17 protein-coding genes and 1 tRNA gene are annotated in these 20,439 nt (G+C 67.5%); 13 read left to right on the forward strand and 5 right to left on the reverse strand.

The annotated features are described in order from the left end of the window. Both sod and AB2U09_RS01570 read right to left on the reverse strand, forming a co-directional pair. Window positions 1-537, reverse strand: a 537-nt coding sequence (sod, locus tag AB2U09_RS01565; RefSeq protein WP_459190935.1) for a superoxide dismutase [Mn], incomplete at its 3' end; no start/stop codon positions are given. A gap of 198 nt (window positions 538-735) precedes the next feature. Then, window positions 736-2,157: a cryptochrome/photolyase family protein gene (locus AB2U09_RS01570; RefSeq protein WP_459190936.1), complete on the reverse strand. Its 1,422-nt coding sequence runs from the start codon at window positions 2,155-2,157 to the stop codon at window positions 736-738. Between the two features lie 115 nt (window positions 2,158-2,272). Between AB2U09_RS01570 and AB2U09_RS01575 the strand changes: the two genes are divergently transcribed. Then, window positions 2,273-3,058, forward strand: coding sequence for an enoyl-CoA hydratase/isomerase family protein (locus AB2U09_RS01575; protein ID WP_459190937.1), 786 nt, complete (start codon window positions 2,273-2,275; stop codon window positions 3,056-3,058). Between the two features lie 36 nt (window positions 3,059-3,094). Here the strand turns inward: AB2U09_RS01575 and AB2U09_RS01580 are convergent, their stop codons facing one another. Then, window positions 3,095-4,159 carry a DMT family transporter gene (locus AB2U09_RS01580; protein ID WP_459190938.1) on the reverse strand — a complete coding sequence of 355 codons (1,065 nt, stop codon included), beginning with the start codon at window positions 4,157-4,159 and terminating at the stop codon, window positions 3,095-3,097. 292 nt (window positions 4,160-4,451) lie between these two features. Here AB2U09_RS01580 and AB2U09_RS01585 point away from each other — a divergent pair, with 292 nt between their 5' ends. From AB2U09_RS01585 to AB2U09_RS01600, 4 genes are all read left to right on the forward strand, one after another. Beyond that, window positions 4,452-5,255, forward strand: coding sequence for a helix-turn-helix transcriptional regulator (locus tag AB2U09_RS01585; protein WP_459190939.1), 804 nt, complete (start codon window positions 4,452-4,454; stop codon window positions 5,253-5,255). Window positions 5,256-5,444: 189 nt separating this feature from the next. Further along, window positions 5,445-6,212 carry a TMEM165/GDT1 family protein gene (locus AB2U09_RS01590; RefSeq protein ID WP_459190940.1) on the forward strand — a complete coding sequence of 256 codons (768 nt, stop codon included), beginning with the start codon at window positions 5,445-5,447 and terminating at the stop codon, window positions 6,210-6,212. A 66-nt stretch (window positions 6,213-6,278) separates the two neighbouring features. Next, a complete protein-coding gene (locus tag AB2U09_RS01595) occupies window positions 6,279-7,211 on the forward strand; it encodes an HhH-GPD family protein (RefSeq protein ID WP_459190941.1) in 933 nt (310 codons plus the stop codon). Window positions 7,212-7,350: 139 nt separating this feature from the next. Further along, window positions 7,351-8,004: a ribonuclease HI family protein gene (locus AB2U09_RS01600; protein ID WP_459190942.1), complete on the forward strand. Its 654-nt coding sequence runs from the start codon at window positions 7,351-7,353 to the stop codon at window positions 8,002-8,004. Between the two features lie 3 nt (window positions 8,005-8,007). On the opposite strand, the gene AB2U09_RS01605 is transcribed toward AB2U09_RS01600, so the two are convergent. Both AB2U09_RS01605 and AB2U09_RS01610 read right to left on the reverse strand, forming a co-directional pair. Next, window positions 8,008-8,466 (reverse strand): response regulator, encoded by a 459-nt coding sequence (locus AB2U09_RS01605; protein ID WP_459190943.1) that lies wholly within the window; start codon window positions 8,464-8,466, stop codon window positions 8,008-8,010. Then, window positions 8,453-12,721 carry a PAS domain-containing protein gene (locus tag AB2U09_RS01610; protein WP_459190944.1) on the reverse strand — a complete coding sequence of 1,423 codons (4,269 nt, stop codon included), beginning with the start codon at window positions 12,719-12,721 and terminating at the stop codon, window positions 8,453-8,455. Before AB2U09_RS01610 ends, AB2U09_RS01605 begins: the two co-directional genes overlap by 14 nt. Before the next feature lie 134 nt (window positions 12,722-12,855). Between AB2U09_RS01610 and AB2U09_RS01615 the strand changes: the two genes are divergently transcribed. The 8 genes from AB2U09_RS01615 to AB2U09_RS01650 all read left to right on the forward strand — a co-directional run bounded on the left by AB2U09_RS01615 (window position 12,856) and on the right by AB2U09_RS01650 (window position 20,427). Further along, complete coding sequence (locus AB2U09_RS01615; RefSeq protein WP_459190945.1) at window positions 12,856-13,434, forward strand: NADPH-dependent FMN reductase; 579 nt, start codon at window positions 12,856-12,858, stop codon at window positions 13,432-13,434. A 119-nt stretch (window positions 13,435-13,553) separates the two neighbouring features. Beyond that, window positions 13,554-13,637: transfer RNA gene (locus AB2U09_RS01620), tRNA-Leu, on the forward strand. 359 nt (window positions 13,638-13,996) lie between these two features. Next, window positions 13,997-15,376, forward strand: coding sequence for a hemolysin family protein (locus AB2U09_RS01625; protein WP_459190946.1), 1,380 nt, complete (start codon window positions 13,997-13,999; stop codon window positions 15,374-15,376). Window positions 15,377-15,530: 154 nt separating this feature from the next. Further along, window positions 15,531-16,397 (forward strand): universal stress protein, encoded by an 867-nt coding sequence (locus AB2U09_RS01630; protein WP_459190947.1) that lies wholly within the window; start codon window positions 15,531-15,533, stop codon window positions 16,395-16,397. A gap of 324 nt (window positions 16,398-16,721) precedes the next feature. Next, entirely contained in the window at window positions 16,722-17,435 is a 714-nt protein-coding gene (locus AB2U09_RS01635) for a TIGR00266 family protein (protein WP_459190948.1), read from the forward strand. 145 nt (window positions 17,436-17,580) lie between these two features. After that, window positions 17,581-18,591: a nicotinate-nucleotide--dimethylbenzimidazole phosphoribosyltransferase gene (locus tag AB2U09_RS01640; RefSeq protein ID WP_459190949.1), complete on the forward strand. Its 1,011-nt coding sequence runs from the start codon at window positions 17,581-17,583 to the stop codon at window positions 18,589-18,591. A 241-nt stretch (window positions 18,592-18,832) separates the two neighbouring features. Further along, on the forward strand, window positions 18,833-19,639 hold the full coding sequence (dacZ, locus tag AB2U09_RS01645; RefSeq protein WP_459190950.1) for a diadenylate cyclase DacZ: 807 nt from the start codon (window positions 18,833-18,835) through the stop codon (window positions 19,637-19,639). Continuing rightward, window positions 19,639-20,427, forward strand: a complete 789-nt coding sequence (locus tag AB2U09_RS01650; protein WP_459190951.1) for a mechanosensitive ion channel domain-containing protein — start codon at window positions 19,639-19,641, stop codon at window positions 20,425-20,427. The genes dacZ and AB2U09_RS01650 overlap by 1 nt, the downstream gene beginning before the upstream one ends. The last annotated feature ends 12 nt before the right edge of the window (window positions 20,428-20,439 follow it).

Here is a 20,439-nt window from a genome sequence, read left to right on the forward strand (position 1 = left end):
GATGAAGCTGCCGCGGTCGGGGCCGTAGTCGTAGTAGTAGGAGTGTTCCCAGACGTCCAGCGCGAGGATGGGGTGTGCGCCCCACAGCGCGCCCTGGTCGTGCTTGTCGACCGCGACGTTGCGCAGTTGCTTGGCGACCGGATCGTAGACCAGCAGTGCCCAGCCACCGGCAGCGGACGCGGCGGCTTCGAACTCGCCCTTCCAGCCTTCGTAAGAGCCGAAGTCCTCCTCGATGCGGTCGGCGAGGTCACCCTCGGGCTCGCCGCCGCCGTTCGGCGACATGTTGTCCCAGAACAGCGTGTGCAGGTAGTGGCCACAGCCGTTGTGGGTGACGTTACCCAGTGCGCCCGCGGTCGAGGAGTAATCGCCCGACTCGCGTGCGTCGGCGAGCGTCTCCTCGGCGGAGGCGAGGCCGTTGACGTAGCCCTGATGGTGCGTGTCGTGATGCCACGTCAGCACCTGCTCGCTGATGTGCGGCTCGAGGGCGTCGTAGTCGTACGGGAGCGGTGGCAGCTCGGGATTGGATTGCTCTGGCATAAGATATCCCTCCGATCCGGAGGTCGACTGGATACCTGTTAAAGTTTGAGGAACTGGATGCGACTGCGTCACAGACGCACGTTCGCGGACGGCTGTCCGAGCGGCGAACGCCGCCGAACTCGATCGCACCGGGGGTCGAGGCGATCCCTCAGTCGCTCGTCGTATCGGCTCGGAAGACGCCGACGGATCGGACCGCGGTTACCCGTCGCCGCGGGCCCGCTCGAACATCTCGATGGCCTGCTCGCGGCGCCGGCTATGATCCACGATGGGCGCGGGGTAGTCGGGTGCGAGCAGCTCCCGGCGTCCCTGGTCGAGTTCGTGCCACTCGTGGATGGCGTCGGCGGGGACGTCACGGAGTTCGGGGACGTACTCGCGGATGTACTCGGCGTCGGGATCGTAGCGTTCGCCCTGCGTCATCGGATTGAAGATGCGGAAGTACGGCTGGGCGTCCGTGCCCGTCGACGCGGCCCACTGCCAGCCGCCGTTGTCGTTGGCGGTGTCGTGGTCGACGAGTTTCTCGCGGAACCACTCGTAGCCCTCGCGCCAGTCGATCAACAGATCCTTCGTCAGGAACGAGGCGACGATCATCCGCACGCGGTTGTGCATGTAGGCCTCTCGCCGTAACTGGCGCATCCCCGCGTCGACGATGGGGTACCCCGTCTCGCCGTCCTTCCACGCCTGTAGCGCCTCGGGGTCGTGGTTCCACTCAATGGGGCGCTCGTACTCCTTGTAGTTCCGCGCGACGACGCTCGGTTCGTTCCAGAGGACGTGTGCGTAGAACTCCCGCCAGGCGAGTTGGGACTCGAACTCCTCGACGGAGTCGTAGTCGACGCCCGCAGAGGCGCTCTTGGCCTCGGTGACCGCGTCGTACACCTCCCGGATCCCGATGGTACCGAACCTCAGATGGGCGGAGAGCCGCGACGTGCACTCGTCGGCGGGGTAATCCCGACGGTCGTCGTACTCGTAGATCTCGTCCTTGCAGAACGCACTCAGGAGGTCGCGGGCCGCCTCGGTGCTCGCGGACGGCACGTCGGCTTCGGGGTCTGAGAATCCGAGGTCCGAGAGCGTCGGGAGCGGTTCACTGTTGGAGATGTCGGCGAGATCGTCGGCCTCGGGCGTGGGAGCGGGCGGGAGTTTCTCGCGGTCGCGCCACTTCTTCCAGAAGTAGGTGAACACGGAGTAGACCTCGCCCTGGTTCGTCCGGATCGAGCCGGGCTCGTGCAGCAGCGCGTCTTCGACGCTCCGGCGGGCCACGTCTGCGTCGTCCAGCGCCTGTCTGACGGCCGCGTCGCGCTCGCGTCCGAGTCCCGAAACTTCCGCGCCCCACGTGACGCCGTCGGCGTCGTACTCCGCTGCCAGCGCGGGCAGGGCTTCGCGGGGGTCGCCGTGGCGGATCACGAGGTCGCTCCCGCGCTCGCGGTACCACGTCCGGAGGGAGTCGAGGGCGTCCAGCATGAACGCGACGCGGGGCGGCCCGGCGTGGGCGAGCACGTCCCGATCGAAGACGAACACCGGGACGACCTGGCCGTCGGCGGGAACGTCCGCGAGCGCGCCCGCCGCGGCGGCCAGTCCCCGGTTGTCGGCGGCCCGGAGGTCGCGCCGGTGCCAGTGGAGTCGCATACACGGTGCTTGCAGGTCCGGCCCCTCAAAACACCTCCAAACGAGTGTGGGGCCAGTGGCCGCTACGGCCCCGGCCACACGCACCATTAACCCAGAGGCGGCCATCCGTGTGTGCATGGAACACGTGACGCTCGACGTGACCAACGGGGTCGCGACGGTGACGCTCGACTACCCGGAGATGCGCAACGCGCTGACCAGCGGCGTCGCGACCGACCTCATCGCGGCGATGGACGAGATCCCGGACGACGCCCGCTGCGTCGTCCTCGCGGGCAACGGCTCGACGTTCTGCGCGGGCGGCGACATCGACGCGATGGTCGAAGGACTGAACGGCGACGACCCGGCCCACGAGCGCGTCCAGCGGATCGTCGAGGAGACCGCCGGCGCCGTCCGCGCAGTCGCGACCTGCGACCTGCCGACAGTCGCGAAGATCCACGGACCGGCCTACGGCGCCGGCGGAGCACTGGCGATCGCCTGCGACGTCCTCCTCGCGAGCGAGTCGGCGTCGATCAGCTTCGGCTTCCGGCAGGTCGGCCTGAACGTCGACTCCGGGGCGTCGCATCTGCTCCCCCGGATGGTCGGCGAGAACGTCGCGAAGGAACTGCTGTTCACCGGCGAACTCATCGAGGCCGAGCGCGCGGCGGAGGTCGGGCTGTTCAACGACGTCTACCCGGACGAGGAGTTCGATGCCCGTGTCTCGGGGACGGTCGAGCGCATCGCCTCGGGGCCGACCGTCGCGCTGAAACAGTCCAAACGGCTCGTCGAGCAGGGACTCACGAGTTCGCTCGACGAGGCCATCGAGAACGAGGCCGCCGCGCAGATCGTCTCCGCGTCGACCGGCGACCACGAGGAAGGCGTCCGGGCGTTCACGGCGAGTCGCGAGCCCGAGTTCGAGGGGGAGTGAGCGCAGGAGCGCTCGTGTGTCGAGAGCGCTGTCCGCTCAGTCGTCGGCGGGACAGCCGGCCGAGTCGGAGCGGAACCGCGAATCGCCGTCGCCGGCCGCGGCGGGGCCGTCGTCGGTCGACGGTCCGCTGTCGGTCTTGTAGGAGTCGTCGAACGGCAGGAGGCCGTCCGACGCGGCGAGTCGGCCGGGGAGAGTGCCGCGGAACCACGGGCCGTCGATGGACGCGCTCCCGATGATAGCGAACCCGGCGAAGACGACGAGGAAGCCGGCGACGGCGAGCGGCGAGATGGTCTCGCCCAGCAGCGCCCAGCCGCCGAGAGTCGCGACGACCGGCACGACGTAGAACGCCAGGTTCGCGCGGATGGGACCCACGTCGTCGATGAGGCCGAAGTAGGCGATGTAGGCGAGCGCTCCGGCGAAAAACGCCACGTAGCCGAGGGCGAGCAGCGCCTCGGCGTTCCACGAGACGGCGGCGACGGACTCGCCGGCGCCGAGGCTCAGCCCGTGAGTGACGAGCGCGGCCAGCGGGAGCCCCCACGCGGTCCGCACCGTGCTGGAGAGGTCGGCGTCGGCGCGGCGGATGAGGACCGACCCGAGCGCGCCGCAGACGGCGCTCGCGAGCATGACGGCCTCGCCGAACACGCCGCCGGACAAAAGCGCCGCGGGGTCGGGGTTCGCGACGAGGCCGACGCCGAGCAGGCCCAGCGCCATTCCGAGGGCGCCGCGCGACGAGAGACGTTCGTCGGCCAGCAGGAAGGCCGCGAAGACGGGCGTCAGGATCGGGTTGAGGCTGGCGATGATCGAGGCGACGCCGCTGGTGACGTACTGCTGGCCGACGAACAGCAGCGCGTTGGTCAGCCCGATGGCGAACAGCCCGGTGGCGACGATGCCGCCGACGTCGCCGCGGGTCCGCGGGATCAGCTCCTCGCGGCGTCGCGTGACGGCGACGAAGGCGATCAGGGCGACCGCCGCCACGTCGAACCGCAGCGCCACGAACAAAAGCGGCGGGAAGTGGTCGAGCCCGGCCTTCGCGGCGACGAACGTGCCGCCGAAGAACACGCTGGTCGCGAGGAACGCGAGGATCGTCTTGCGGCTGATCACGGCGCCACCTCCGACGGTGCGAGCGAGCGCGTCGAGATCGCGCGAACGTAGAGAGCAGTCATCTTGGAATATCGTAGGATACGGAGCCTTATAGAGTCGTTTAGAAAATTTTGAGCGACGGGAAACGACCGCGGCCCCCGACTCGTTTTCACCCCGTGAAACCGCGGTGCGCCGTGCAACTGGCGCGCGTCGAAACGGGCGTCGCTCGGGGCGAGCGACCGGGGTGGGCGGCCGCGGAGCGAGTGCCGTTCCGGCCCGAAAACGGTTTAGCCCGACGCCCGTCAGGTCGGGTATGGACGCGGCGCTCGAAGACGTTGAGTTCCTCGCGCTCTCGCCAAACCGAGTCGAGGTGTTGCAGTCGCTCGCGGCGGGGTCGCGGAGCCGCTCGGACCTCGCCGCCGAGACCGGGGCGTCGCAGGCGACGCTCGGCCGGATCCTCGGCGACTTCGAGGACCGCTCGTGGGTCAGACGGATCGACGGCGAGTACGAGGCGACCGCGACGGGACGGCTCGTCGCCGACGCGTTCTCCGACCTGCTCGACGTCCTCGAAACGGAGCGCCAGCTCCGGGACATCGTGGCGGACCTCCCGACCGACGCGATGGGCTTCGACCTCGCCCGCCTCGCGGACGCGACGATCACCGTCCCGACGGAGACGCGGCCCAACGCACCGCTCCAGCGGCTGATCGACCTCGAACGCGAGGCCGAGCGCATCCGCGCGTTCTCCCACGCGTTCAACGAGCAGACGCTCTCGCTGACGGCCGACCGCGCCGAGGACGGCGACGTGGCGTTCCAGGGCGTCTTCTCCCGGAGCGCCATCGACGCACTGGCGAGCGAGTCGACGCTCAGACGCCGACTGGAGACGCTACTGGACGCTGACGCCGCGTCGGTTCGGGTCCGGGCAGACGGCATCCCCCTCGCCGGGACGCTCGTCGACGACAGGATCCACCTGCTCGTGCGCGACGACAGCGGCGTGTTGCGCGCGTCGATCGACACCGACGACCCCGTCGTCGTCGACTGGGCCGAGGACGCCTTCGAGCGCTACTGGACGGACGCGACGCCGCTGGACCGCGGCGACCTCGACCGGCGCGACGACTGACTGGCCGCCGTTTCTCCCGGAGATACGGAGAGTCACGTCGACTAGCCGCATCGCCTCGGAACCTGTATTTGCTCCGCCAGATTTATAGATTAGACGTGTCTAAATCGCAACCATGTACGGCTGTGTACTGATCGACGAACGCGCCGCCAGCGCCGAGTCGATCCGCCCGACCGCGCGGGGGGATCGGCAGTGACCGGGTTCCTGGCAGTGGTGGCCGTCGCGATGGTCACCCAACTCGCCGTGTTACCCGGCGAGAAGGTCCAGTTCATCATCGCGGGGCTGTCGACGCGGTTCGAGCCGCTGACCGTCGTCAGCGCGGCGGGCCTGGCGTTCGCCGGCTGGACGACCCTGGAGATCTGGTTCGGACAGGCGCTGAAGGGCGCGCTCCCGCCGGTCTACCTCGACGTCATCGCCGGCGGACTCTTCCTCCTGTTCGGCGTGTTGCTCCTCAGGTCGTTGCCGGAGGGCAGCGGGCCGTCCGCCGAGAGCGCCCCCTCCGTCGACGAGGCCGCTGCGAAAACCGACGGCGGGTTCGCCGGCATCGGCGGCGGCGACCTCGACGTGTCGGTCCTCGGGGTCGACGTCCCGAACCGCTTCGGAAACTTCCTGCCGATCTTCGCGCTGATGGCCGCCGGTGAGTTCGGTGACAAGACCCAGCTGGTCACCATCGGTCTCGCCGTCGAGTACGGCGCCCACCCGGGCATCTGGGTCGGCGAGATGCTCGCGATCATCCCCGTTAGCATCGCCAACGCGTACTTCTTCAGCACCTTCTCGGGCCGCTTCGACGCCGTGAAGGCCCACATCGCCGGCGCCGCCCTCTTTTTCTTCTTCGGCCTCGACACCTTCCTGCAGATCCTCACCGACTTCTCGGTCTGGGAGACGATCGTCGACGCCGTCGCGGGCATCCTCCAGTTCGTCGCCGGCGCGGTCGCGGCCGTCGTCCCGGCGCTGCTGTGAGTCCGGCCGACTCGCCGCGGGGACCGATCGCCAGCCACAAGCGGATCGGGTCGATACCACCTTCCGATGAGCGAGGCCGACGAGCCGGCGGGCGACGGCGACTATCTCCCCGAGGACGTCGACGCGGTCCGGGAGGCGCTGGTCGAGTGGTACGAGGACGACCACCGCGAGTTCCCGTGGCGACGGACCGACGACCCCTACGAGATCCTCGTCTCCGAGGTGATGAGCCAGCAGACCCAGCTCTCTCGCGTCGTCGCCGCCTGGGAGGCGTTCCTGGAGCGGTGGCCGACGACCGCGGACCTGGCCGCCGCGGACCGCGCCGACGTGGTGGGGTTCTGGAGCGACCACAGCCTCGGCTACAACAACCGCGCGAAGTACCTCCACGAGGCGGCCGGCCAGATCGAGTCCGAGTACGGCGGCGAGTTCCCCCGCGAACCCGACGAACTCGCGGAGCTGATGGGCGTCGGCCCCTACACCGCCAACGCCGTCGCGAGCTTCGCGTTCAACAACGGCGACGCCGTCGTCGACACGAACGTCAAGCGCGTCCTCTACCGCGCGTTCGACGTGCCGGACGACGACGACACCTTCGAGCGGATGGCCGCCGAGGTGATGCCGGCGGGCGACTCGCGCGTCTGGAACAACGCGATCATGGAACTGGGCGGGGTGGCCTGCGAGAAGACGCCGAAGTGCGACGCCCAGGCCTGCCCGTGGCGCGAGTGGTGTCACGCCTACGACACCGGCGATTTCACCGCGCCGGACGTACCGACCCAGCCCGCCTTCGAGGGGAGCCGACGGCAGTTCCGCGGGCGGGTCGTGCGCACGCTCGGTGAACACGACGAGTTGGGCCTCGACGAACTCGGGCCGCGGATCCGCGTCGACTACGCGCCGGAGGGCGAGTACGGCCGCGAGTGGCTGCGAGGGCTGCTCTCGGACCTAGCCGACGACGGCCTCGTCCGGATCGAGGAACGGGACGGCCGGACGGTCGCCCGACTCCAGTAGTCGAACCGGTCGACCGCCGCGCCCACCTGAAGGGATTATCCCGCTCGACATCCGAATGCAGGTATGCAGCGGCGCGACCAGCCAGCGAGAGTGCCCAGAGACGAGGGTGGACGGGCCGGGGACCAGAAGGTGAAGCGGCGTGACTGACGACCGGCTCCCGGCCGAACACCTCACGCCGCTCGCCGCGCTCGTGGACGAGGTGCTGGCGGGCGTCGGCTACGAGATGGCCGCCGCCACGGACGCCATCGACGACGCCGTCCCCGGCTACGGCGGCCTCTTCGAGCCAGAAACCACCTCGGGAGAACTGCGCGACGCGCTCGAAGGCCTGCTGGAGTCGGGACTCGCTCGGCCGCCGGTCGCCGAGCCGACGGGCGACGCCTTCGTCCTCTACGTCGACGGCAGTTCGCGTGGCAACCCCGGCCCCGCGGGTGCGGGCGCCGTCATCGTGGACGCCGCAGGGGACGAACTCGTCCGTCTCGGCCGGCCTGTCGGCTCCCGGGCGGGGAACAACACCGCCGAGTACGTCGCTCTCCAGCTCGGCCTCTCGGAACTGCTGGCTCGATACGAGCCCCGCAGGCTGGAAGTGCGCATCGACTCGATGACGGTCATCCGCGACGTCTGGGGCGGCGAGGCCCCGACAGAGCCGGGCGTCGAGACGTACAGCGAGGCCGTGGCAGCGGCGCTGTCGAGTATCCCCGAGCATCGATACACGCACTTGGCCGACAGCGACCCGAACCCGGCCGACGCACTCGCGACGGTCGGCGCAGACATCGCGGCCCTCGGGCCCGGGTAGGGGTTACTCCTCGTCGCAGGGCGGGAGCCGGACGACTTCGAGCCAGAACTCCTGGATCGACTGGACGGTTTCGATGAACTCGGTCGGGTCGACCGGTTTCGTGAGGTAGGCGTTGGCCTGCAGTTCGTACGACTGGACGACGTCCTCTTCGGCCTTCGAACTGGTCAGGACGATGACGGGGAGACGCTCCAGTTCGGGGTCGTCGCGGATCTCGTCGAGCACCTCGTCGCCGTTCTTCCGGGGGAGGTTCAGATCGAGGAGGACGACGTCGGGACGGGGCGCGTCCGCGTGGTCGCCGCGCCGGTAGAGAAAGTCCGTGGCCTCGACCCCGTCGGTCACGACGTGGAGCGTGTTGTGGATCTGCCCTTCTTTGAACGCCTCCTGTGTCAGGCGGACGTCGCCGGGGTTGTCCTCGACGAGGAGGATGTCCGCGGGGGTACTGGAGTTGTCAGGGTCGGGCACTGTGCTCTCCTACGGGGGGCAACGTGAATGTAAACGTCGATCCCCTACCCGGTTCCGAGCTGACCCGGATGTCGCCTCCGTGGCGCTCGATGATGCGCTCACAGAGCGCGAGCCCGATGCCCGTCCCGCCGTGGTCTGCGCGGCTGTGGAGGCTCTGGAACACCTCGAAGACGCGGTCGGTGTCCTCCGGCTCGATACCGATCCCTTCGTCGCTCACCGAGATCTCCCACCAGTCGCCGGCTCGCTCGGCCGAGACGTGGACGCGCGGCGAGTCCTCGCCGCTGTACTCGATGGCGTTGTCCAGCAGGTTCTGGAACACCTGCCGCAACTGCCCGCCGTCGCCCTCGACCTGCGGGAGGTCCTCGGCCGTGACCTCGGCCTCGGTCTCCTCGATGCGGACCTGCAGGTCGTCGCGGACGTCCGCGAAGACGGCGTCGAGGTCGACCGGCTCGAACGGGTCGCCGCGCGTGTCGACGCGAGAGTACTGGAGCAGCCCGTCGATCATCTCGCGCATCCGGTCGGCGCCGTCGACGGCGTAGGAGATGAACTCGCGGCCGTCGGCGTCGAGTTCGTCTTCGTACCGACGCTCGATCAGCTGGAGGTAGCTCGAGACCATCCGCAGCGGCTCCTGCAAGTCGTGGGAGGCCGCGTAGGCGAACTGTTCCAGCCGCTCGTTGGACTCCTCCAGCCGCTCGATCAGGTCCTCGAGTTCGGCCTCGCGCTCGACGCGCTCGGTCACGTCCTGGGCCGCCCCACGGAGCGTCACGATGTCGCCGTCGGTCGTCTCCGGGAGCCCTTGCAGCCGGAGCCAGCGGACCTCGCCGCTGCCCGCCGTCCGGAGGCGCACCTCGACGTCGAACGCGCTCCCCGTCGCTAGCGCCGCTTCGATGGCGTCCTCCACGATCGGTCTGTCGTCCTCGTGGTACATGTCGAGCGCCTCGTCCAGCGGCGGTTCCTCCTCGGCGTCGACTTCCAGGAGGTCGAAGAGGTGGTCGCTCCAGAACACGGCTTCGGTCCGGGGATCGATCTCCCACCCTCCGACGTCGGCGATGCGCTCGGTCCGTTCCAGCAGGTCGAGCGCTCGTTCGAGTTCCGCCTCGCGTTCGACCTGTTCGGTGATGTCCTGCGAGAAGCTCAGCCCGGCGAATATCTCACCGTTGGCGTCGCGCAGCGGCGTCGCCCGCGTCCGCCAGTGGCGACCCCCGAACTCGAACTGGCGGCTGCCGGATTCGCCGTCCTCGACGGCGGCCCGCAACAGCGGTTGGAGGTTCTCGGCGATCTCAGGGGGGAACACCTCGGGGATGGTCTGCCCCTCCAGGTCCTCCCGCGGTGGGAGCACGTCGCCGAGTTCGGCACCCTGTGTGAGCGTGAACCGCAGATCCTCGTCGTACACTGCCACGGCGCCGTTGGGGAAGTTCTCGGCGAGCGTCCGGTATCGCCGCTCGGACTCCTCCAGTCGCCGCTCTCGTTCGACCTGTTCGGTGATGTCCTGTGACATCCCCATCGCGCCGAATATTTCGCCGTCTTCGTCGCGGACGGGGAACGTCCGGAACCGACTGTGTCGGTCGCCGCTCTCGTGGCTGTACTCCAGCGTGGCCGGTTCGCCGTCGAGCGCCGACCGGTAGAGCGGTTCGAGCCGGTCGACCAGTTCCGGCGCGAGGACCTCCCGGATCGAACGCCCCTCCAGGTCGTCGGCTGTCAGCTCCCGCTCGGCGAGCGGGTTACCCCCGATCGTCACGTACCGCAGGTCGCTGTCGACGAGGGCCACGGCGCCGTTGGGGAAGTTCTCGACGACCGTCCGGTAGCGTCGCTCGCTCCGTTCGAGTTCGCGCTCGCGCTCGACGCGCTCGGTCACGTCCTCGCCGATTCCGACGACGCGGGCCATCCCGCTGTCCTCGTCGTGCACGCTGGCACCCCGGGAGCGGACCCACCGCACCTCGCCGTCCGCTCGACGGATCCGGTACTCCTCGTCGAACTCTCGCTCGGGAAGCGCCGCGAACGCCTCGCGGACGCGTTCGCGGTCGGCGGGATGGATCGCGTCGAGGAAAGACGTGGGCTCGTCGTACAGCTCCTCCCGGTCGATCCCCCACACTTCCTCGAACGCGGGGTTGATGTAGACGAACTCACCGCCGTCCTCCGTGGCCATCCAGACGATCTCCTCGAGGTTCTCGGCGATCATCCGGAACTTCGCTTCGCTCTCGCGGAGTTCGCGCTGTGCCTCCCGGCGCTCGGTGACGTCCTGGACGACGAGCATCCCCGCGAACACCTCGTCGTCGGCGTTCCTGACCGGGAGCGCGTGGGCGTAGAGATATCGGCCGCCGTACTCGATCTCGAAGGAGTTGCGTTCGCCGTCGAGCGCTGCCAGGAAGTACGGTTCGATGTCCTCCAGCAACTCGTCGGGGTGGATGTCGTGGATGCTCCGACCGATCCGGTCGTCCGGCGAGAGGTCGAGCCGATCGAGGAGCTGCCCGCCGACGACCGTGTACTCAAGGTCGTCGTTGAACAGGCCGACGGAGCCGTTAGGGAAGTTCTCGACGAGCGTCCGGTAGCGCCGTTCGGACCGCTTTATCTCCCGCTGTTGCTCCTTGCGCTCGGTGATGTCGGTCAGAGCGCCGGGGAACAGAACCGGCTCCCCATCCTCGTCGCACTCGACGTGGCCGCGCGCGACGACCCAACGGAGTTCGCCTTCGGCGTTCCAGACCCGGTACTCCGTCTCGTACTCGCTGCAGGCCTCGACAGCCGCCTCTATCTCCTGCTGGACGCGCTCGCGGTCGGCCTCGTAGATCGAGTCGACGAGCCGGCCGAGCGAGACCCCCTCGCGCGCTTCCTCGGGGTCGATACCGAACTTCCGCGCGAGGGAGGCGTCGGCGACGAACCGGTCCTCGGGAATGTGCCACTCCCAGGTCCCGACCGCTCCGGCCTCGGCGGCCGCCTCGATCTGGGACTTCGCGTCGCGCAGGTACTGTTCGCGCTGCTTGCGCTCGGTGATGTCCAGCGCCATCGTCATCCCCGCGAAGACCTCGCCCCGCTCGTCGGTGATCGGGACGGCGTGGATTATCCAGTCGCGACTCGCGTATTCGAGTTCGACCGACCGCTCCTCGCCGTCGAGGGCGCCCTGGAACAGCGGTTCGAGGGCCTCGGCGGTCGACTCGTCCCACACCTCGCTGAACTGTTTCCCCTCGACGTCCCCCGGCTGGAGCGGGATGCGATCGAAGCCCTGCCCGGCGGCCAGCGTGTACACCAGGTCGCGGTCGAACAGCGTCACGAGGCCGTTGGGGAAGTACTCGGCGAGCGTCCGGTAGCGCCGTTCGGACTCCCTGAGTTGACGCTCGCGCTCGGTTCGTTCGGTGACGTCGCGGTCGGAGACGATGATCGAGACGACGTTCCCCTCCTCGTCGGTGACCGGCCGGAAGTAGCCTTCGAGGGCGTAGCGCTCCCCGTCCGGCCGAGTGAGGTCGGCCTGGAAGTCGACGTACTCGCCGGCCGCGGCGCGCGCGGTCCATTCCTTCACGTCGGCCTGCACGTCGTCACCGTTGCCCCACCACGGGGTCTCCCAGAACGGGATACCGCGGACGTCCGTGAATTCGGCGTCGACGTAGTCCATCGCCGTCTCGTTGATGTCCACGACCGTCCCGTCCGGTTCCAGCAGCCCGACGAGGACGTTCGGGTCCTCGAACATCGCCTCGAAGCGCCGCTCGATCCGTTCGAGTTTCCGCTCGCGTTCCGCCCGGTCGTCGGCCTCCTGCTCGCCGGGCCCCCCTCTCGCCCCTTCGGAATCGTCGGGCATCACCTCTGTCCCCTCGTGGTCGGTGTCCTCGTGGGCGGTATCTCCACCTTCGTCGTTCCCCCGGCCGCGGATCGCGCGGACGGTACCGACGACCCCCTCGAGCGCGCCGTCGGGTTCGACTGCGTCCATCCGGACCTCACAGGCGATCGGGCCGTCCGCGGCGGTACTGATGGCCGCTTCGAGGCGAGCGCTCCCGTCACCTTTCCCCGTCGTGAGCCGGTCGACCTCGCGCTCGATCGACTCGCTGTCCTCGAACAGCGCGGCGACGGTGTCACCGAGGAAGTTCTCACGGGCGCGGCCCGTTAGTTCGACGAAACTGTCGTTGACGGCCACGACGCGCCCGTCGGCGTCCAGGTGATAGATCCCGTCGTCGACCGCGTTCACGAGCGACCGGTAGCGTGCGCGGGCCTCGGTGTCGTCGACCTCTCCCCAGAACGCCGTCTCCGAAGCGTCGGCCCGTCTACTCATATACTCGATACAGTGTCCCGAAATGGATAAGTTTCTTGTCCGGTGGTCCGGCAGCCGGCTCGACCGATAGGTGGTCGAACGGGGCGTTGGGCGGGACCACGGCGGTTTTCCCTCCCCCGCCCGGACGGGCAGATATGCCCGACCAGCCTCACGTCGCCGCCGTCAGCGGCAGCCTCCGCGAAGAGAGTTACACGCGCAAAGCGCTCCGGATCGCCCTCGACGCCGCCGAGCAAGCGGGCGCGAGCGTCGACCTGATCGACCTCCGGGAGTTCGATCTGCCGCTGTTCGACGCCGACGCGGAGGACGCCGGCGACGCGGCCGAACTCCGCGAGCGGATCCGACGGGCCGACTCGGTCGTCCTCGGGACGCCCGTCTACCACGGGTCGTACTCGTCGGTGCTAAAGACCGCCCTCGATTACTGCGGGTTCGACGAGTTCGAGGACAAGACCGTCGGCCTCCTCTGCGTGGCCGGCGGGTCCTTCCCCATCGCGTCGCTCGATCACCTCCGGTCGGTCTGTCGCTCGCTCAACGCGTGGGTCGTCCCCCATCAGGTCGCCCTGCCGCGAGCACGGACGAAGTTCGACGGCGACTCGCTACGCGAAGAGGGGGACCGAGACCGCGTCCGGACGCTGGGACAGCGCATGGTCGAGTACGCGAACATCGAACCGGACCCGCCCTGCATCGAGAGCACCGAGAACGTCGGCGCCGACTGACCCGCCGCGTGCAGTTCGAATCGGCAACGGCGGGACCGAACCCGTGCCCCCTACGGGGACCGCCGCTGACGATCCGTGAGCGACACCTTCTTGAAGGCGACGGGGATAGCGACAGGTGCGCGCGGGTAGCCAAGCCAGGAAAAGGCGCAGCGCTTAGGACGCTGTTCCGTAGGGATCCGCCGGTTCAAATCCGGTCCCGCGCACTCGATCCGTTCGCTGTCTCGTGCTAGCGACGACGACCGCCGAGCGAACGCTGTACCGTCGTCGCCCTGCTCGACAGACTCTCGTGGCCGGTTTCGTCCACACCGTCATCGACCTCGCAGTTCCCGCAATCCCTGACGCGATGCCTCCCATTGGGGCACCGCCGGGGATCGGGCCCCCTTCGGCATTGACCGGGAGCTATCCCGATTCCACTCGGAATCGCCGAGGTGTTTGGTCTCCATTCGCTGCTGAGATTCTCCCCTATTTCGGACTCCAAGCGGCGTATCGGCCCACACAAACCCACACTTTAATTTTCTATTACATAAGGATTAATTCTGTGCTCTCGTAAAAGACGATATTGATGGGGTCATCAGTACTCACAGCGGCATCTGAGGCCGGTATCACACTGGCCGCTGTACCAGTCGTCGGTATCGAGCTGGATCAAACGGCAGTCACGGTACTCGGTATTCTCCTGATTGTGATGCTCCTCATGGGGTCGGGGTTCTTTTCCTCGTCGGAGATCGCGATGTTCTCCCTGTCAGCCCACCAGATCGATGCGATGGTCGAGGAGGGCAAACGCGGTGCGCAGGCGATCAAGAGGCTCAAAGAGGATCCGCATCGCTTGCTCGTGACGATCCTCGTGGGGAACAACCTCGTCAACATCACGATGTCGTCCATATCGACGACCATCGTCGGCTTCTACCTCGACGCGGGCACGGCAGTCCTCGTCTCGTCGTTCGGTATCACGTCGATGGTCCTGCTGTTCGGCGAGAGCGCACCGAAGTCCTACGCCGTCGACAACACCGACTCGTGGGCACGGACCGTCGCACGCCCGCTGACGCTCGTCGGAAAAGTGCTGTGGCCGCTCATCACCCTGTTCTACTATCTGACGAGGCTCGTCAACAAAGCTACCCCCGGCAACTCGTCGCTCGAATCCTCGTACGTCAGCCGCGAGGAGATCCGGAACATGGTCAAGACGGGCGAGCGCGAGGGCATCCTCGACGAGGAGGAACGCGAGATGATCCAGCGCACCCTGCGATTCAAAAACACCGTCGCCAAGGAAGTGATGACCCCGCGCCTCGACGTCGAGGCCATCTCCCACGATGCGACCGTCGAGGAGGCTATCGAGGAGTGTATGGAGTCGGGACACGCTCGAATGCCGGTCTACGAGGGGTCGCTGGACAACGTGATCGGCGTCTTCGACATTCGCGACCTCGACCGTAACGCCAACACCGACGCCCCCGATCGGAAGGTAGCGGACGTGATCAGCCCGACGCTCCACATCCCCGAGTCCAAGAACGTAGACGAACTCCTGTTGGAGATGCGCGAGAACCGGCTCCACATGGTCATCGTCGTCGACGAGTTCGGTGCCACCGAGGGCCTCATCACGATAGAGGACATCGTCGAGGAGATCGTCGGCGAGATACTGGTGAGCGACGAGGAGCACCCGATCGAGTTCGTCGACGACACGGAGGTGGTGGTCCGCGGCGAAGTCAACATCCACGAGGTCAACGAGAAACTCGACATCGACCTCCCCGAAGGCGAGGAATTCGAAACCATCGCGGGCTTCATCTTCAACCGCGCTGGCCGCCTCGTCGAGCAGGGCGAGGAGTTCGACTACGAGAACGTGACGCTGCGGGTCGAACAGGTGGAAGACACCCGCATCCAGAAAGCTCGCGTGACCGTCACCACCGTCGAAACAGACGAGGAGTCTCCGGTCGGTGAAGGCGAAACCGATTGACCGGCGGTATCACAGTATCCGAGACCAACTCTTTCACTACACGGGGGCGGAAGCCGCGCAATTGTCGATGCGCTCTGCTACAGGCAGCGGCCGCTACTTCGGGAGGTTGGCGAAGTCATTAGGGGTGGGCGAACGTACCCGTCTCTATCGAGTCATGTACGACAGCATTCTCCTTCCGTTCGACGGGAGCGAGGGCGCTGCCGAGGTGCTCCATCACGCTGGTGAGATCGCCCACTGGGCCGACGCTACTATTCAGGTTCTCTACGTTGCCGACACGACGCGGGACAGCGTCACCGTCGTCGACGGTGAAACTGTCGACGTCCTCGAACGAGAGGGCGAGGACATCGTCGAGGAGGCCGTAAAAACGCTAGAAACGCTCGGAGTCTCGTACGATACCGATGTCGTCCAGGGCAACCCGGCCCCGACGATCGTCGAGTACGCGGAACGGTACGGCCAGGATCTGGTCGTGATGCCGACTCACGGCCGCGAGGGCATCTCTCGGTACCTCATCGGCAGCGTCTCCGAGAAGGTCGTCCGGCTCTCCTCGGTCCCCGTTCTCACAGTCCGTATGCGGCCCGATGAGACTCTCGAATTCCCCTACGAGAACATCCTCATCCCGACAGATGGGAGTCCTGCGGCGACACACGCTGCCGAACATACTCTCTCCCTTGCTGCGTCACTCGATGCAACCGTACACGTCCTCTCTGTCGTGGACGATACGGCATTCGGGCCCGATGTCCGATCGACGTCCGGAAAAGAAAGTGAAGAGGCCGCGACCGATGCCGTCGAAACCGTCGTTTCGGAGGCCGAAACGCGCGGTGTTACGAGTACCGTCCGCTATATCGAACACGGAACGCCTGTCGAGGAAATCCTTGACTGCATTGAATCGAACGACGTCCACGCCGTGGGGATGGGAACGACGGGGAGGCGTGGCGCCGATCGAATCCTGCTCGGGAGTGTCGCGGAAAAGATCGTGCGCTCGGCACCGATCCCAGCCGTGACTGTCGCGGAACCCGAATAGATCCCGCGGAGGGCGTAATAGGCGGTTCAGACGCGCTTTCCGACAACCGACAGGGGGATTGTATGTACAGCGGATAGGCGTATCGGTGCAGACAGCGTATATCTGGACGATTTCGTGGATTTCTCCGGCTGTCGTGACCTGACTGGCAGGTTGTCCCAGCTCTTCGACAGGGCCGTCTTCGGCGAGGGAGGCGCAGTGTTTGTTCGTTCTGTGAGCGATCCGCGAGCGGTGTGCCCCGGTCGCTCGGACGACCAATTCCGGACGGGTCGTTCGCGGGCAAACGTTGGTAAAATATAAGTAATGGATGAGAGACATGCCGATGAGATGCGTTACACCATCGATAAGCGACCGAGCTACGCGGTGCTGGAAGTGGAACTCGCGGAGGGTGAGGAGATCGAGACGAAGCCGGGGGCGATGATGACCCAGTCGGCTGGCATCGACAACGAGACGAACATCGGAGGCGACGACGGCGTCATGGGGATGGCCAAGCGGGCGATCAGCGACGAGCGCGGGCTGGTCGAGAACACCTACTACGCGGTGGCAGACGACTCCGAGGTGACGCTGGTGCCGGACCACCCGGGCGACATCACGGCGATCAACGTCACCGAGCAGGGGCCGATCAAGTCCCAGTCCGGGTCGCTGCTGGCGTGGGAGCCGCTGGTCGAGCGCTCGACGGAGATGAACAACCGCTCGAACCTGTTCTCCTCGGGGGAGCTGACGGTGCTTGGCATCTCCGGGCAGGGGATGGCGTTCGTCTCCTCGTACGGGTCGATGTACGAGAAGGAAGTGACGCCGGAGGAGCCGCTGACCGTCGACGAGGACCACCTCGTGGCCTGGACCGACGGGCTGACGATGGACCGACGCAAGGACGGGAGCATCAAGTCGACGATGCTCGGCGGCGAGGGCTTCGTCACGGAGCTGTCGGGTGAAGGGCACGTCTGGCTGCAGACGCGCAACCCGCTGACGCTGACCGCGGGTGGGACCGAACACGAAGACGACGACTCCGCCGGCGGCCCGAGCGTCGACGACTTCATCTGATCGGGCGAGCCGGCAGCCGAACGGATTCGGGGAAACGGCGTCCCGACGACGCTTTTTCGCGCCGCCGTCCCGACGGAGTTAACTCGCGACCGGCTGTTCCGCCGGACATGGAACGACGTTCGACAGCGAGTCGGGGGTGCGGCGAGTGCGCGTAGTGCTGGCCGTCGGAACGACACGGACGGGGGAGATCGACGGGCTGAGCGCGGCGGGCGCGGATCCCGAGGTGATGGTCCACACGCCGAGCGCCGACGCCGAGATCGCTGCCTACGGCGAACCCGTTCGAGCGCCGGTGGTGCCGGTGAGTCCGACCGGCTGTCCGACGCCGGCGCTGGTGACGCGGGCGGTTCGGGACCTCGTCGGGTTCGACGTCACCGTCGTCGACGCCGGACTGGCCGAGCCGACCGGCGCGCCGACCGTCACCGTCGGCGCACGCCCGGGCGAAGACATCCGCGAAGCCGACCCGGTTTCGACGGCGCCGGGCGCGTTCGCCGCGGCCCGGGAGTTCGGGCGGTCGCTGCCGGACGACGAGGTGTACGTCGGCGAATCGATCCCCGGCGGGACGACGACGGCGCTGGGCGTGCAGGCGGCGCTCGGCGAGCGAGCGGAAACGGGTGACACCGCTGGCGTCTCCTCGTCGCTGCCGGAGAACCCGGTCGAGCGGAAAGAAGCGGTCGTCGCCGAGGGGCTCGCGGCGAGCGGCCTCGATGAGGGCGACCTGTCCGGGGACCCGCGGGAGGCGATCCGGCGGATGGGCGACCCGGTGCTCGCGGTCCTCGGCGGGTTCGTGCTGGGCTGTCTGGAGACGGACACCGCGGTCACCCTCGCCGGCGGCACCCAGCTCGCGACGGTGGCGGCCATCGTCCGCCACGCAGGTGCGGAGGGGACGCTCGACCTCGCGACGACGGCGTACGTCGCCGAGGACCCGTCCGTCGACCTCGACGCGCTGGCCGACGCCTTCGACCTCTCGGTGACCGCGACGGATCCGGCGTTCGACGCCGGGGACCACCCGGCGTTCGACGGCTACGTCGCCGGCGAAGCGAAGGAAGGCGTGGCGATGGGCGGCGCGTTAGCGCTCGCGGACGCCGCCGGCGTGCCGATGGCCGACGTTCGCGAGCAAGTGCTGGAGCGGTACCGTTCGCTCCCGCTCGACTCCTGAATTCGGGTGATCGATCCGCTACCGCGAGGGCTCGGGAGAGAGGGGAAGGGAGGACCGCTTCGCAGGTGGCAGTCCGGGGACAGCCGCGGGTGGAGCCGTGCCCCATTCCTGTCAGAGTAGAACACATTATCGAACTCGAGGGGGCCGCATGGTCGCGAGTTCGCCGCGCTCGCATGACGAGCGTGCGACGGCGGTCAGACGGGCCGAAACGCTTTTTCATGTCGGATGAGTTGATACGACAATGACCGGTCTCGACGACTTTCTCGACGAGTTGGTCGCGGACGCCGACGCCGTGTTTCTCTTCTCGCCCGGCAGGTCGGACTACGAGGCGATGGCGGAAGACGTGGCGACGGTCGTCGTCGGTCCGGACAACGACGTCGAGGCGGAGTCGTTCGTGGAGTTGCCGCTGGAGTTCGAGGACCTGCGCGACAGGATCCGGTTCGGCGTCGAGGGGGCCGTCGAGAACGGCCACGTCGACGAGGACGCGGAGCTGGTCTGTCTCGCGGGCGTGTTCGGCGAGGACGCCGATACGGTCGCGCGGGTTCGGGCGGACGAGTTCGACAAGTCGGGCGTCTACGATCTCTTCGCCAACTCGCGGGCCGAGCCGTCGGTGATCCGCGACGTGCTCGAAGTCGCGGTCGAACTCGGCAAGAAGGGCCAGAAGGGCAAGCCCGTCGGCGCGCTGTTCGTCGTCGGCGACGCCGGGAAGGTGATGAACAAGTCCCGGCCGCTCAGCTACAACCCCTTCGAGAAGTCACACGTCCACGTCGGCGACCCCATCGTCAACGTGATGCTCAAGGAGTTCTCCCGGCTCGACGGTGCGTTCGTCATCTCCGATTCGGGGAAGATCGTCTCGGCCTACCGGTACCTCGAACCCTCGGCCGAGGGGGTCGACATTCCGAAGGGGCTGGGCGCCCGGCACATGGCCGCCGGGGCGATCACGCGGGACACGAACGCCATCGCGATCGTCCTCTCCGAGAGTGACGGTCTCGTCCGGGCGTTCAAGGCGGGAGAACTCATTCTGGAGCTCGATCCGGAGGCGTACTGATGCAGATCGACTGGCCGGACGTCGTCCGCACGATCTTCTCCGATCAGGGCGCCTTCGCGGCCTCGATCGCCATCCTCGTGCTGGGCGCCGCGCTCAGCTATCTCGTCTGGCGATGGGTACGGTCGGTCCTCGAAGGGGCCGGGATCCAGGAGACCGTCGAGGGAACGCCGTTCGAGCGGACTGCCCGCGGATTCGGCACGTCTACCGTCGGGATCATCTCGACGATCGCGGCGGTCTTCGTCTACGTCATCGCGATCTTGCTCGCGATCAACGTCGCGCGGCTCGGCAACCCGGACCTGTTCTGGACGCGCTTTACCGGCTATCTCCCGAGCCTGTTCATCGCCGCGCTGGCGCTTATCATCGGGCTGGTCGTCGGTGACCAGGTACGGCTCTGGGCGAGCGAGCGCCTCCGCAGCATCAAGCTCCCGGAGGTGAACGTCATCCCGGACCTGCTCAAGTACAGCGTCCTCTACGTGGCGTTGCTGATCGCGCTCGACCAGGTCGGCGTCGAGACGGACGCACTGCTTGTCCTGCTCGGCGTCTACGCGCTGGCGTTCGTCGTCGTCGGTCTGGTGGCGTTTTGGGACATGCTCCGGTCGGGCGCCGCCGGCGTCTACCTGCTGTTGACCGAACCCTACAGCATCGGCGACCGCGTCCGTATCGACGACAACGAGGGCATCGTCCAGGAAGTCGATATGTTCACCACCCGCATCGAGAGCGACGGCGAGGAGTACATCGTTCCCAACCGCAGCGTCTTCGAGTCGGGCATCGTCCGCATCCGCGACTGAGCAGCGCCGACT

The organism is Halosimplex yunnanense (genome assembly GCF_054504345.1).